This is a genomic window from Bradyrhizobium sp. ISRA464, assembly GCF_029910095.1.
GTDB lineage: Bacteria > Pseudomonadota > Alphaproteobacteria > Rhizobiales > Xanthobacteraceae > Bradyrhizobium.
The window spans coordinates 2,248,198-2,260,273 of the sequence record NZ_CP094526.1 but is presented as its reverse complement, the minus strand read 5'-3'; the positions used below and the strand labels follow the sequence as shown (position 1 = coordinate 2,260,273).

12 protein-coding genes are annotated in these 12,076 nt (G+C 64.3%); 7 read left to right on the top strand and 5 right to left on the bottom strand.

Going from position 1 to position 12,076, the window contains the following annotated elements; translation table 11 throughout:
- Positions 1-63: 63 nt before the first annotated feature.
- On the bottom strand, positions 64-1,092 hold the full coding sequence (locus MTX19_RS10605; protein WP_280983549.1) for an ABC transporter substrate-binding protein: 1,029 nt from the start codon (positions 1,090-1,092) through the stop codon (positions 64-66).
- 112 nt (positions 1,093-1,204) lie between these two features.
- On the opposite strand from MTX19_RS10605, the gene MTX19_RS10600 reads away from it, so the two are divergent.
- Together MTX19_RS10600 and MTX19_RS10595 are read left to right on the top strand one after the other, a co-directional pair.
- On the top strand, positions 1,205-1,339 hold the full coding sequence (locus MTX19_RS10600) for a hypothetical protein (RefSeq protein WP_280983548.1): 135 nt from the start codon (positions 1,205-1,207) through the stop codon (positions 1,337-1,339).
- Positions 1,340-1,458: 119 nt separating this feature from the next.
- Positions 1,459-2,589: a 4Fe-4S binding protein gene (locus MTX19_RS10595; protein ID WP_280983547.1), complete on the top strand. Its 1,131-nt coding sequence runs from the start codon at positions 1,459-1,461 to the stop codon at positions 2,587-2,589.
- A gap of 104 nt (positions 2,590-2,693) precedes the next feature.
- On the opposite strand, the gene MTX19_RS10590 is transcribed toward MTX19_RS10595, so the two are convergent.
- Positions 2,694-3,587, bottom strand: a complete 894-nt coding sequence (locus MTX19_RS10590; protein ID WP_280983546.1) for an SDR family oxidoreductase — start codon at positions 3,585-3,587, stop codon at positions 2,694-2,696.
- Between the two features lie 92 nt (positions 3,588-3,679).
- Here MTX19_RS10590 and MTX19_RS10585 point away from each other — a divergent pair, with 92 nt between their 5' ends.
- Positions 3,680-4,528 (top strand): helix-turn-helix transcriptional regulator, encoded by an 849-nt coding sequence (locus tag MTX19_RS10585; protein WP_280983545.1) that lies wholly within the window; start codon positions 3,680-3,682, stop codon positions 4,526-4,528.
- A 52-nt stretch (positions 4,529-4,580) separates the two neighbouring features.
- Here MTX19_RS10585 and MTX19_RS10580 read toward each other — a convergent pair whose 3' ends face one another.
- Both MTX19_RS10580 and MTX19_RS10575 read right to left on the bottom strand, forming a co-directional pair.
- Complete coding sequence (locus tag MTX19_RS10580; RefSeq protein WP_280983544.1) at positions 4,581-5,369, bottom strand: ABC transporter permease; 789 nt, start codon at positions 5,367-5,369, stop codon at positions 4,581-4,583.
- Positions 5,369-6,184, bottom strand: coding sequence for an ABC transporter ATP-binding protein (locus MTX19_RS10575; RefSeq protein WP_280983543.1), 816 nt, complete (start codon positions 6,182-6,184; stop codon positions 5,369-5,371). Before MTX19_RS10575 ends, MTX19_RS10580 begins: the two co-directional genes overlap by 1 nt.
- A gap of 195 nt (positions 6,185-6,379) precedes the next feature.
- On the opposite strand from MTX19_RS10575, the gene MTX19_RS10570 reads away from it, so the two are divergent.
- The gene (locus MTX19_RS10570) at positions 6,380-7,303 is read left to right on the top strand and encodes a 2-dehydropantoate 2-reductase (protein WP_280983542.1); all 924 of its coding nucleotides are present in this window, start codon (positions 6,380-6,382) and stop codon (positions 7,301-7,303) included.
- Positions 7,304-7,664: 361 nt separating this feature from the next.
- On the opposite strand, the gene MTX19_RS10565 is transcribed toward MTX19_RS10570, so the two are convergent.
- A complete protein-coding gene (locus MTX19_RS10565; protein WP_280983541.1) occupies positions 7,665-8,480 on the bottom strand; it encodes an IclR family transcriptional regulator in 816 nt (271 codons plus the stop codon).
- Between the two features lie 193 nt (positions 8,481-8,673).
- Here MTX19_RS10565 and MTX19_RS10560 point away from each other — a divergent pair, with 193 nt between their 5' ends.
- The 3 genes from MTX19_RS10560 to MTX19_RS10550 are packed head-to-tail and all read left to right on the top strand — an operon-like array spanning position 8,674 to position 12,062.
- On the top strand, positions 8,674-9,849 hold the full coding sequence (locus MTX19_RS10560) for an ABC transporter substrate-binding protein (RefSeq protein WP_280983540.1): 1,176 nt from the start codon (positions 8,674-8,676) through the stop codon (positions 9,847-9,849).
- Positions 9,850-9,906: 57 nt separating this feature from the next.
- The gene (locus MTX19_RS10555) at positions 9,907-11,259 is read left to right on the top strand and encodes an aromatic ring-hydroxylating dioxygenase subunit alpha (protein WP_280983539.1); all 1,353 of its coding nucleotides are present in this window, start codon (positions 9,907-9,909) and stop codon (positions 11,257-11,259) included.
- Complete coding sequence (locus MTX19_RS10550) at positions 11,256-12,062, top strand: SDR family oxidoreductase (RefSeq protein WP_280983538.1); 807 nt, start codon at positions 11,256-11,258, stop codon at positions 12,060-12,062. The genes MTX19_RS10555 and MTX19_RS10550 overlap by 4 nt, the downstream gene beginning before the upstream one ends.
- The last annotated feature ends 14 nt before the right edge of the window (positions 12,063-12,076 follow it).

The following is a 12,076-nucleotide window of genomic DNA, read 5'->3' as shown; positions in this document are numbered from 1 at the left end:
TCTCACCGGAAAACCGCTACACGCTTTGTGTGACAGCAGCTCTCCGGATCCCGATCATGCTCCTTACTTCGCGTTCATTCCTGTCGTTTTCTTGACCTGCTCGACAAATTTGTTGGTGTAGGTCTTGGTCACGTCGACGCCGGCCTTCGCCACCTCCGGCGAGCCGGTGCTGAACACCGCAAGCACGGCCTCTGCGCCCTTCGGGTCCATCTTGCCGCTCTCCGAATACATCGGGATCGTATTCTTCAGCGCGGCGAGATAGAGGTCCTTGTTCTTGCCGACGATCTCGTCAGGCATTTTCGCCATGATCTCCTCGGCCGAATGCGAATGGATCCAGGACAGCGTCGCCATGATGGCGTTGGTCAGCGCCTGCGCCTCCTTCTCGTGCCCGTTCACCCAGGCCGCGGTCGAATAGAGCGCGCCGCCCGGATATTCGCCGCCGAACACCGCGAGCGTGTCGCGCTGGGTGCGGGTGTCGCTCAGGATCTTCAGGTCGGGATGGCTGCCCTGCAGCACGGTAACCGAGGGATCGAGCATCACGGCGGCGTCGATCTGGCCCTGCTCCATCGCCGCCACCGCGGTGGCGCCGAGGCCGACGCCGATCACCGACGTGCTCATCGGGTCGAGGCCGTTCTTCTTCAGCATGTACTTCAGGAAGAAATCGGTCGAGGAGCCCGGCGCGCTGACGCCCACCTTCTTGCCGGCGAGATCCTTGATCGAGTTGATCTCGCCGGTATGCTTCGGCGAGACCACCAGCACGAGGCCGGGATAGCGGTCATAGACCACGAAGGCCTGCAGCTCCTGCTTCTTGGTCGCGAGGTTGACGCAATGGTCGAAATAGCCGGAGACGACGTCGGCGCTGCCGCCGAGCACCGCTTTGAGCGCATCCGAGCCGCCCTTCAGATCGACCAGCTCGACCGAAAGCCCCGCCTTCTCATACTCGCCGAGCTGCTTGGCCAGCACCGTCGGCAGATAGCACAGGCAGGCGCCGCCGCCGACCGCGATGGTGATCTTGCTTTGCGCTGCGGCCAGGCCTGTGCTCATCACGAGCGCCAGCAACGCGCCCGCGACCTTGCCAAACATCGTCCTCATGACGTCCTCCACTCGAAATTTGGCAGCAAGATAAAGCAGTGCGGCAGGCTTGAGAAGGCAACTTTCCGATAGCTGGTCACGGCTGCGACGGCGGCATAGCAAGGAGATCACGGTGAAACCGTGCGATCTCGTCGTGATCCCGAAGGGCACGCCGCATGGCGGCACCAAGCCCAACGGTCGCCCGATCAAGGCGATCGCGATCAAGACGCCGCCGCGGGCGCAGGACGATACGAAACTGCTGGATTAACGACCACTCTCTCCAGGTCATTGCGAGACCTCATTATATTATGATTGACATACAATTACTTGCCTCACGTCCGGCCCGCCTCATAATATGATAATCATCATCTTGCGAGAGCTGAGCCCATGAGCTTGGACGATCACCCCACGGTCAGGGCTGTGCGCGCACGCCGCAGCCAAGATGTCCCCAACGTCCCGGTTTCTTCGGAGCTCATCAAAGATATCGCGCGAAAGTGCGGGGCCGATGATGCAGGCATCATCGAGATCGAACGGGCGGCCATCGCGCCGCAGCGGGACTACATTCGAAAGGTTTTTGGCCGCACACGCTCCCTGCTCGCGGTCGCTTGCAGCATGAACCGCGAGCCGGTGCGTTCTCCCGCGCGATCGGTAGCCAACGAGGAGTTCCACGGCACTTACGATCACGTGAACGAGACCGCGCGCGCGATCGTTCGCGCGCTTGGGGAACACGGCATTCCGTCATGCAATGCGGTCGCCGCCTTCCCGATGGAGATGGACTTGCCCAGGATCATGATGGTCCAGCACAAGCCGATCGCAGTGGAAGCGGGGCTCGGGCGCATGGGAATCCATCGCAGCATCATCCACCCGAAATTCGGAAGCTTCGTCCTGCTCGGCACGATCCTGCTTGGATGCGAGGTGGACGCGCACGACCACCCGATCGACTACAATCCTTGCCTGGAATGCAAACTGTGCGTCGCAGCCTGCCCGGTCGGAGCGATCAAGCCGGACGGAAGCTTTGATTTCTTGTCTTGCCACACCCACAACTATCACGATTTTCTCGGCAACTTCTCACAGTGGGTCGAGAAGGTCGCAGATTCGAAAGACGCAAGGGATTATCGCGCTCGCGTTCCCCGTACGGAAACGTTGAATGTCTGGCAATCCCTCTCGTTCAAGCCGGGTTACAAGGCTGCATACTGCATCTCAGCCTGTCCAGCCGGCGAGGATGTGATCGGACCTTTTCTGCAGCGCGGCAGGGCGCGAGGTCTGGATCTCGTGACTCATCTCAGCTTCACCGGGGCAAGCGCGCTTGATGCAACGGTCGTGATCAAGGGAAAGGACCTCCAGGTGGTGCCGGGACGTCATCTCGGTGATGCGGCCCTGAACATCACCGCCGACTCCCAGGCATGGCTGCGCGTCCAAAACCGCGACCTTGAACTTGCCGAAGCGATTGACTCAAAGCTGGTGAGCTATAGCGACGAGAAGCTGTTTACGGCCTATATGCGGTGCTTCCCGCTCTGAGCCGAATGCGTAGCTGCATAGGGTGGGTTAGCCGAAGGCGTAACCTACCTCTGATCGTTGCGCGGGGATCGGTGGGTTACGCTTCGCTAACCCACCTTACTGCCTTACTGCGCGAAATACGCCGGATGGTCGATATCGGCGAGCAATCCCGGCTGCTCCGGCTGCCAGGCGAGCCGCGACCTGGTGCGCGCGCTCGAGGTGGGGACGTCGAAGGCGACGAACCTGCCGAACCAGCCGAAATGCTCAGCGGCCTCCTCCGGCGACTTCGCGACCAAGGGGATGTCGAGGCGGCGCGCGATCACCGCGGCGATGTCCTTGAACGGCACGCCCTCGTCCGCCACGGCGTGGAAGGACCCGCCTTCGACGCCACGCTCGAGCGCCAACCGGTACACGCGCGCCGCGTCGAGACGGTGCACGCCGGGCCAGCGGTTGAGCCCTTCGCCGATATAGGCGGAGACGCCCCTCTCGCGCGCAAAGGCGACGAGGCGCGGCACGAAGCCGTGGTCGCCATGGCCGTGCACCGAGGGCGGCAGCCGCACGACGCCCGCACGCACGCCGCGTGACGCCACGGCCATCGTCGTCGCTTCCGATGCGCGCGGATAAGCGTCGGAGACCGGGATCGGCGCATCCTCTTCGGTCGCGACGCGGCCCTGCGCCACGCGCGCGACGCCCGATGTGGTGATCAGCGGGCGCTTCGAGCCTTCGAACACGGCGCCGAGCGTCTCGATCGCGCGCCGGTCATCCTCGCAGTTCTTGGCGAATTTCGAGAAGTCGTGGTTGAAGGCGCAGTGGATCACAGCATCGGACTGCGCGGCGCCGCGCCTCAGGCTATCCAGATCCTCGAGCGTCCCGTAATGCGGCTCGGCGCCGGCAGCGGTCAGGTCTCCCGCCCCCTTGTCCGAGCGGGTCATGCCGAGCACCTGATGGCCGGCGGCGATCAGATCCTTGGTGACGGCCGAGCCGACCCAGCCGGTGGCTCCAGTGACGAATATGCGCATAAGCAAATCTCCAGGTTTCGCTGGAGACAAATCTCGTCGCTCGGGTTATCCTGGTAAAGTAGTGGCGTTATCATGGTATAATAGCTAACAGGATGAGCGTTTCGGCCGTGCACGACAACCTGCTCGGGAGCTATCTGAAGGACCGGCGCAGCAAGCTCGATCCGGCCGCCTTCGGCCTTCCCGCAGGCCGGCGGCGCACGCCCGGCCTGCGCCGCGAGGAAGTGGCGCAGCGCGCCAATATCAGCCCGACCTGGTACACCTGGCTCGAACAAGGCCGCGGCGGCGCGCCGTCAGCCGACGTGCTGGATCGCATCGCGCGGGCGTTGATGCTGACCGATGTCGAGCGCGAGCATCTCTTTTTGCTCGGCCTCGGCCGCACGCCCGAGGTGTGTTACCAAAGAAGCGAAGGCGTCACGCCGCGGCTGCAGCGCGTGCTCGACGCACTATCGCCGAGTCCCTCTGTCATCCGCACCGCGACATGGGATGTCGTCGCCTGGAACAGGGCCGCGACGGTGATGCTGACCGACTATGGAGCGATGCCGCCGAGCCAGCGCAACATCCTGCGCTTCATCTTCCTCGATCCGCGCGTCCGCGCCGCGCAGCGCGACTGGGAGAGCGTGGCCCGCTTCGTGGTCGGCGCGTTCAGGGGGGATGCGGCGCGTGCCGGCGCTGCGGCAGCAGTGCAGCCTTTCGTCGACGAGCTCTGCCGGCTGAGCCCGGAGTTCGCGGCGATGTGGCGCGACAATGACGTCCGCACCCATGGCGAGGGCGTCAAGCATCTCCGGCACCCGATCCTCGGCCCGATCACGTTCGAATATTCAGCATTCGCGGTCGACGGCCGGCCCGATCTCAGCATGGTGGTCTACAACCCGACCGAGCCGGAGGTCGCGGACAAGATCCGAGCGCTGATTGACGCGGCACCGACAGCCGAACGGGCGTGATCCGGCATTGGCGGATGGCGGATCGCATCGCTCCTCCGTAATGACGATCGACCTACTGCCTGCCGCCCCCGACAGTCGGCCGCCAGACCAGCAGCCGCTTCTCCACGACGGTCACGCCCATGTCGATCAGGATGACGAACGCCGACAGCACGAACATGCCGGCGAACACGCCGGCGACGTCGAACACGCCTTCGGCCTGCTGGATCAGATAGCCGAGGCCGGCCGCGGCACCGAGATATTCGCCGACGACGGCACCGACCACCGCGAAGCCGACGGAGGTGTGCAGGGAGGAGAACATCCAGGACAGCGCCGAGGGCCAATAGACGTGCCGCATCAACTGCCGCTCGTTCATGCCGAGCATGCGGGCGTTGTCGAGCACGGTGGCCGAGACCTCCTTGACGCCCTGATACACGTTGAAGAACACGATGAAGAACACCAGCGTCACGCCGAGCGCGACCTTGGACCAGACGCCGAGCCCGAACCACAGCGCGAAGATCGGCGCCAGCACCACGCGGGGCAGCGCGTTGGCCATCTTCACATAGGGATCGAACACCGCGGCGACGCGTGGCTGCCGCGCGAACCAGAAGCCGACCAGGATGCCGCCGGCCGAGCCGATCACGAAGGCGAGGATCGATTCCCACAGGGTGATCGCCAGATGCTTCCAGATCACGCCGGTCGAGAACCATTTGACGATCTGGCTGAACACGTCGACCGGGTTGGAGAAGAAGAACGGTGGCAGCAGGATCTTGCCGAACACCGGCACGGTCGCGAACAGCTGCCACAGCGCCAGCGCGACGACGGCGACCAGAAGCTGCAGCGCCAACAGCGTCACGCGCGACATCAGGCCGCTCCCGCCTGCGAGGACTGCACGTAGCCCTTCATCACCTCGTCCTTCAGCACGCTCCAGATCTCCCGGTGCAGGGCGTGAAAGTCCTTCTCCATGCGGATCTCGGAAATGTCGCGCGGCCGCGGCAGTGCGATGCGCCAGTCGCCGATGATGCGGGCGGAAGGACCCGCCGACATGATCACGACGCGGTCGGCGAGCGCGATCGCCTCCTCGAGGTCGTGGGTGACGAACAGCACCGCCTTGCGATCGGCGGTCCACAGTTCCAGCAGCAGGTTGCCCATGATCTGCCGGGTCTGCGCGTCGAGCGGACCGAACGGCTCGTCCATCAGCAGGATCTTCGGATCGCGGATCAGCACCTGGGCGAGCCCGACGCGCTTGCGCTGGCCGCCGGACAGCATGTGCGGATAACGGTTGGCGAAGGCGCCGAGGCCGACCGACGCCAGCCATTTCTGCGCGCGCTCCAGCGCCTCGGCACGCGGCGTACCCCTGATCTCGAGCCCGATCGCGACATTGTCGATCGCGGTCTTCCACGGGAACAATGCATCGGCCTGGAACAGGTAACCGGCGTCGCGGTTCAGGCCGGTAAGCTGCTTGTCGAAGATCCGGGCCGCGCCCGACGCGGGCCTCAACAGGCCGGCGGCGACATTCAGCAGCGTCGATTTCCCGCACCCCGTCGGGCCGACGATGGCGACGAACTCGCCATGCGCCACTGCAAGATTTGCCTTCTCGACCGCGGTATAGACCCGTCCACCCGCCAACCGAAACGCCACCGTCGCGTTGTCAAGCGCGACCGCCGTCGGCTCTGTCATCTCCACCGCGTTGCCTCCCGAACTTCGCAGGAAGGCTTAGCCATTTAGGCCGGCAAGTTCAACGCAGGAAGATGGCGCCGATCGTCGAAGGCGACCGTGGGTTCACGCGGTTTTCAGGACGAGTGGGTTGAGAATTGGCCCGATATCGTCGAGGCTGCCGCACCGGCCACTGGGGCGGACCACAGGAGATACATCATGCGGATTGCAGTCGTTGGCGCAGGAGGCGTCGGGGGTGCTTTTGGCGCGGCGCTCGCCCATGCCGGAGCCGACGTCACTTTCATCGCGCGCGGCGCCCATCTGGCCGCCATGCGGGGCGAAGGGCTGAAGGTCCAGGGCGGCCGCGGCGAAACCCATCTGGTGCCGACCCGGGCGACCGACGATCCGGCCAGCGTCGGTCCCGTCGATGTCGTGCTGTTCTGCGTCAAGCTATGGGACGTCGAAAGCGCCGGTCAGCATATCAAGCCGATGGTCGGCTCCGAGACAGCGGTCATCCCGCTGCAGAACGGGATCGACGCGCCGGAGCGGCTGATCCCGATCCTGGGGCGGAAGGCGGTGATGGGCGGCGTGGCGCAGATCAGCGCATCGATCATCAAGCCCGGCGTGATCAACCAGGTCGGCACCTTCATGCGCATGATCTTCGGCGAGCTCGACGGCAGCATCACGCCGCGCGGCAAGGCCTTTCTCGAACTCTGCTTGAAGGCCGGCTTCGATGCGACGCTGAGCGAGGAGATCATCACCGAACTCTGGATGAAGTTCATCCTGCTCGCCAGCAATGCCGGCATGACGGCCGTCACAAGGCAACCGATCGGCAGACTGCGCGACGATCCCGATCTGCGCCCTCTGTTCGTGTCGACCTGCCAGGAAACCATCGCCGTCGGCCGCGCCAGCGGCATCAAGCTGCCGTCCGACGCACTCGAGAAGGTGCTCGATTTCATCGGCCATGCGCCGCCGGCCATGAAGGCGTCGATGGCGCTCGATCTCGAGCGCGGCAACCGGCTCGAACTGCCCTGGCTCAACGGCAAGGTGGTCGAACTCGGCCGCAAGCTCGGCGTCGCGACGCCGACGCACGACTTCCTCTATGCGGTGCTGAAGCCCTATGCGATGGGCACGCCGGCGTAGAAGCGCCGGATGCAGTACGTTGCCGGGATCGATCGGCGCGGCTGAGCAGGCGTCATCGCGCGGGATCTTCAGGACGATCGGAGGAGCCTCGGTGCATCGCGCTTCCCCGATCTTCTCGCACTGCTTGGTTCGCTGACCGAAATACAGCTGCACGGTATCGCCGGCTCGAGCATGCCGACGCTTGCCTTCCGCGCGGATCGTTTGCAGCTTCGGCCGCGGCCGGATTAGTCCTGGCTCTGGCTTGAGCAGCCCGAGCCCGACGCGGATCGGATCGACGAAGCGGCGCTTGAAGCTATAGGCAACCATCTCAATTGACCCCATCACTCCTTGCCCATGCCGGGCACCAGCCGCGGAGCCGGCATCAATCGGGGCGCGCTCGTTTCCTTGCGGGCTCGGTGTCCTGAAACCCCAGCAGCACCGAAATCCGCCGTCCGGCCTCGCGCACCAGCTTCGAGTATTCGAGCAGCTTCCGTTCATCGATGCGTGCGCTCGGTCCGTAAAGGCCGATCGAGCCGACAACGGTGCCGCGGTGATCGAAGCACGGTGCGGAGACCGCAACCGCACCGGCGAAGATCTCGCTGCGGCTCATCGCATAGCCGTGGCGTCTGGCGAATTTCAGGGCTTCCTCAAGCTCCGCGCGCTCGCCGCTCTTCCTGACTGTGGAGAGAAGCTCGGCCTGTCGCTCCGCCTCCATGAAGGCCAACATGGCCTTGCCCGTCGATCCTTGCGTCAGGCTCAAGCTGTCGCCGACGCCGCGACTGATCGAGAGCACATGACGGCTCTCGCATTCGAGAATGCAGATGCCGCGATCCTCCTGCACCCGGAACAGAGCGGCGGTCTCGCCGGTCACCTCGCGCAGGCCTTCGACGATCGGGCGTGCGGTCGCGACGATATCGAGTCCCTTCAGCCAGACATGCGACAACTTCATCACGCCATGGGCGAGGCGAAAGCGCTGCGGCTCGCCTTCGGTCTGGATGAGGTCGCGTTGCGCCAGCGTCTGCAACAGACGGTACAGCGTCGGCCGGCTTAGCCCGACGCGTTTCCGGATCTCGATCACGCTCAGCGCTGGCTGATCGGGCGTGAAGCATTGCAGGATCGCGATCGCGCGGTCCACCGCCCGCACCCCTGATGCCCCCTGCTCCGCGTCATGCGTTTCAGCCTTTGATTTCTTCGCCATCCACTACATCCGCGATTCCGGCAGGGGCGCATTGCGCGCCGCGCAACTTGACCGATTTGCCGCCGCCGATACTATTTCAAAATATGAGAATGATGTCCACTAGATGGACACACAGGGAGGACTAGAATTGCTTCAGACAGGTGGTCCGCGCAGGCGGCACACGGCTTGGGCGGCATCGACGATCGCCACGCTGATGCTTTCGATACAGCTGGCGCACGCCGCGCCCGACGGTTCAGGCATCTCCGACGGCGTGGTGCGCATTGCGGTATTGGGCGACTATGGCAGCGGCCGCGATCTCGGCGGCCCCGGCTCGGTGACCGCTGCGAAGCTTGCCGCGGAGGATTTTCACAACAAGGTGCTGGGCAAGCCGATCGAGATCATCTCGGCCGATCACCAGAACAAGCCCGACGTCGCGGTCGGGATCGCGCGGCAGTGGTTTGACGTCGAGCATGTCGACGCAGTCACCGACCTCGCCGTGAGTTCCGTCGGCCTTGCCGTCGCCGGGCTCGCGACGCAGAGCAACAGGACCGCGCTGGTGTCGGGCGCCGCGACATCGGAACTGACCGGTGACAAATGCTCGCCTGTCGTCACGCACTGGGCGGATGACACTTACGCGCTGTCGGCCGGGCTGGTCGGCGAACTCAGCCGCCGCGTCGGCAAGGACTGGTTCTTCGTCGCGGTCGACTATTCGTTCGGCACGGCCATGGTGAAGGATGCCTCGCGGGCGGTCACCGACGCCGGCGGCAAGGTGCTCGGCGCAGTGCGATATCCGTTCAACACAACCGACTTCTCCTCCTTCCTGCTCGCGGGCCAGAACTCCAACGCCAAGGTCGTGGCGCTGGCCGGAACCGGCGCGGATACCGTCAATGCGGTGAAGCAGACCCACGAGTTCGGCCTGCAACAGGGCGGCCAGACCATCGTCGGCATGCTGACCTTCATCTCCGACGTCCATTCGATCGGCCTGAAGGATGCACAAGGCATGTACATCGCTTCGCAGTACTACTGGGATGACGATGACGGCACCCGCGCGTTTGCCAAGCGGTTCTTTGCGATCGAAAAGCGTGAGCCGACCAAATTGCAGGCGGCGACCTATGCCGCCGTGCGCCACTATCTGAAGGCGATCGAGGCCGGCGGCACCGACGAGGCGAAAGCCGTAAATGCCGAGATGCGCAAGCTGCCGGTCGATTTCTTCGGCCGCCCCGGGCATATCCGCAAGGACGGCCGCGTCATCTACGACCTCTCGCTTTACCGCGTGAAGAAGCCGGACGAGAGCCAGCATCCCTGGGACTACTACCAGAAGATCTCGACCATTCCCGGCAACAAGGCATTCCGCCCCGAGAATGCGGGCGGCTGCAAGCTCAGCAACTAGGAACCAACCTCATCTGTCGCGACGCGCCGTCGCCCATTGCAACACAAGGAGGAGCCGATGTCCTTGCGGAATGATTTCGACCAGCTTGTTGACGTCAAGAACGGCTTCATCAGCCGCGAGATCTTCGTGGATGCCGATATCTACCGGCAGGAGCTCGACAAGGTCTTCACCCGGGCCTGGCTTCTGGTCGGCCATGAAAGCCTAGTCCCGAATCCCGGCGATTTCTACACGTCACGCATGGGCGAGGAGTCCGTCATCCTCTGTCGCGACAAGAAGGGCGAGATCCACATCTTCCTCAACTCGTGCCGGCACCGCGGCATGAAGGTGTGCCGTTACGAGCAGGGCAACACGTCGCTGTTCACCTGCCCCTACCATAGCTGGACCTATACCACCGACGGCAAGCTGCAGGGCGTTCCGCTGCACCGGACACTCTATGACGGCGTGCTCGATCGCGAGGCCAATTCGCTGGTTTCGGTTGCGAAGCTCTGCAACTACAAGGGCTCGATCTGGGCGACCTGGGACAAGGATGCGCCCGATTTCCTCACCTATCTGGGCGATGCCAAGATCCATCTCGACCAGGCGCTCGACTGTCGCGACGGCCGGGAGGGCGGCTCGGAGGTGATTGGCGTCCACAAATGGGTGTTCCCTGCCAACTGGAAATTCGCCGCCGAGAATTTCCTGGGCGACACCTATCACAATCCCAGTCACCGTTCCGTCGACCTGATCGGCATCGGACCGAGCGCTGCGGCCGGCAAGAAGGGCCGCCGCGACGACGAGCTGGAGAAGGCACAACACGTCTGGATCAGTTTTCCAGGCGGACACGGCGTGCACAGCGCCCTCCAGCCGGAGGCCAACGAATACGTCGAGTCCTTCCTCGACAATCCCATTCTCGAAAAATACTTCCGGCACTGTTTCGAGGAGCGCAAGCGACGGCTCGGCGAACAGGCGCGCCTCCTGCCCTTCGTCGGCACGATCTTCCCCAACACCTCCTACCATGGACGGCAGCCGCGTGGATTATGCGCTTGGCATCCGCACAGCCCGACCTCGACGGAAGGCTGGCGCTTCTTCCTGGTCGACAAGGACGCACCCCAGGAAGCCAAGGACTATCTGCGTCACTACTACATGCGTTACTCCGGCCCGGCCGGCATGACCGAGCAAGACGACATGGAGAACTGGCTCTATGCGACCGCGGCCAGCACGGGGACCATCGCGCGGCGCCACCCCTTCAACTATCAGCAATCCATGGGGGCCTACGTCACCGACCACCCGCTGGGCGGTGAGGTCAGCACCCAAGTCACCGAACAGATCGCGCGTGGCTTCTATCGTCGCTGGACCACCTACATGCGAGGCGGCGACTGGAACGAGCTGCTCGGATCGCCCGCGGGCAACAGCAGGCAGGCCGCAGAATGACCGCGCCGGGAAAAACCGTCCTCGTCAGCGGGGGCACTTTCGGCATCGGCCGCGCGATCACGCTCGGTCTTGCCAGGCGCGGCCATTCGGTCGTGGCATTTGGCCTCGAGACGCCGCAAGTCTCGAGCACAGCACAGAACGCCATTCCCAGCCTGCGCGAGGAGCTTGATCGCGAGGGACTCTCCGCCGAACTGATGGAAGCCGATGTGTCTGACGCAGCCGACGTCGCTCACGTGATCGAGCGGGCGCTGGCGCGCTTCGGCCGCATCGACGGCGTCGTCAACAACGCCGCGATCGGTCCGCTCGGAACGGTGCTCGATACCGACGAGGCACTGTTCGATCGCATCATCGCCGTCAACCTCAAGGGGCCGTATCTGACGAGCCGCGCCGCGATCCCGCACATGATCGCGCAAGGTGGCGGTTCGATCATCAACATCGGATCCGGCGCCGGCTGGGGCAAGCCGAACATGGCGGTCTATAGCGCGAGCAAGGGAGGCGTTGTGGCCTTGAGCGCGGCGATGGCCTACGACTTCTTCCATCAGCGGATCCGCGTGAACACCGTGATCCCCGGAGGCGGCGGCATCGTCAGCGGCATGAGTCTCGGCCGCGTCGGCGGCGATGCGGCCCGCTTCGGCAAGGGGGCGCCGGGCACCGCCGCCGGCCGCGTCGCCACTGGCGACGACATTGCCAATGTCGTCGCCTTTCTGCTGTCGCCGGAAGCCGAAACGCTGTCCGGCACCGTGATCGACGTCGGCTGCTTTGCGCAACAGGGTGGACCTGTGCCGTCCAAGCCGGCGCTTTGACTTTGCCATGCCTG

Bases quoted from the DNA above. Each gene is read 5' to 3' on its own strand.
- MTX19_RS10605 (WP_280983549.1), bottom strand. From the start codon at position 1,092: ATGAGGACGATGTTTGGCAAGGTCGCGGGCGCGTTGCTGGCGCTCGTG.
- MTX19_RS10595 (WP_280983547.1), top strand. From the start codon at position 1,459: ATGAGCTTGGACGATCACCCCACGGTCAGGGCTGTGCGCGCACGCCGC.
- MTX19_RS10590 (WP_280983546.1), bottom strand. From the start codon at position 3,587: ATGCGCATATTCGTCACTGGAGCCACCGGCTGGGTCGGCTCGGCCGTC.
- MTX19_RS10585 (WP_280983545.1), top strand. From the start codon at position 3,680: ATGAGCGTTTCGGCCGTGCACGACAACCTGCTCGGGAGCTATCTGAAG.
- MTX19_RS10580 (WP_280983544.1), bottom strand. From the start codon at position 5,369: ATGTCGCGCGTGACGCTGTTGGCGCTGCAGCTTCTGGTCGCCGTCGTC.
- MTX19_RS10575 (WP_280983543.1), bottom strand. From the start codon at position 6,184: ATGACAGAGCCGACGGCGGTCGCGCTTGACAACGCGACGGTGGCGTTT.
- MTX19_RS10570 (WP_280983542.1), top strand. From the start codon at position 6,380: ATGCGGATTGCAGTCGTTGGCGCAGGAGGCGTCGGGGGTGCTTTTGGC.
- MTX19_RS10565 (WP_280983541.1), bottom strand. From the start codon at position 8,480: ATGGCGAAGAAATCAAAGGCTGAAACGCATGACGCGGAGCAGGGGGCA.
- MTX19_RS10560 (WP_280983540.1), top strand. From the start codon at position 8,674: ATGCTTTCGATACAGCTGGCGCACGCCGCGCCCGACGGTTCAGGCATC.
- MTX19_RS10555 (WP_280983539.1), top strand. From the start codon at position 9,907: ATGTCCTTGCGGAATGATTTCGACCAGCTTGTTGACGTCAAGAACGGC.
- MTX19_RS10550 (WP_280983538.1), top strand. From the start codon at position 11,256: ATGACCGCGCCGGGAAAAACCGTCCTCGTCAGCGGGGGCACTTTCGGC.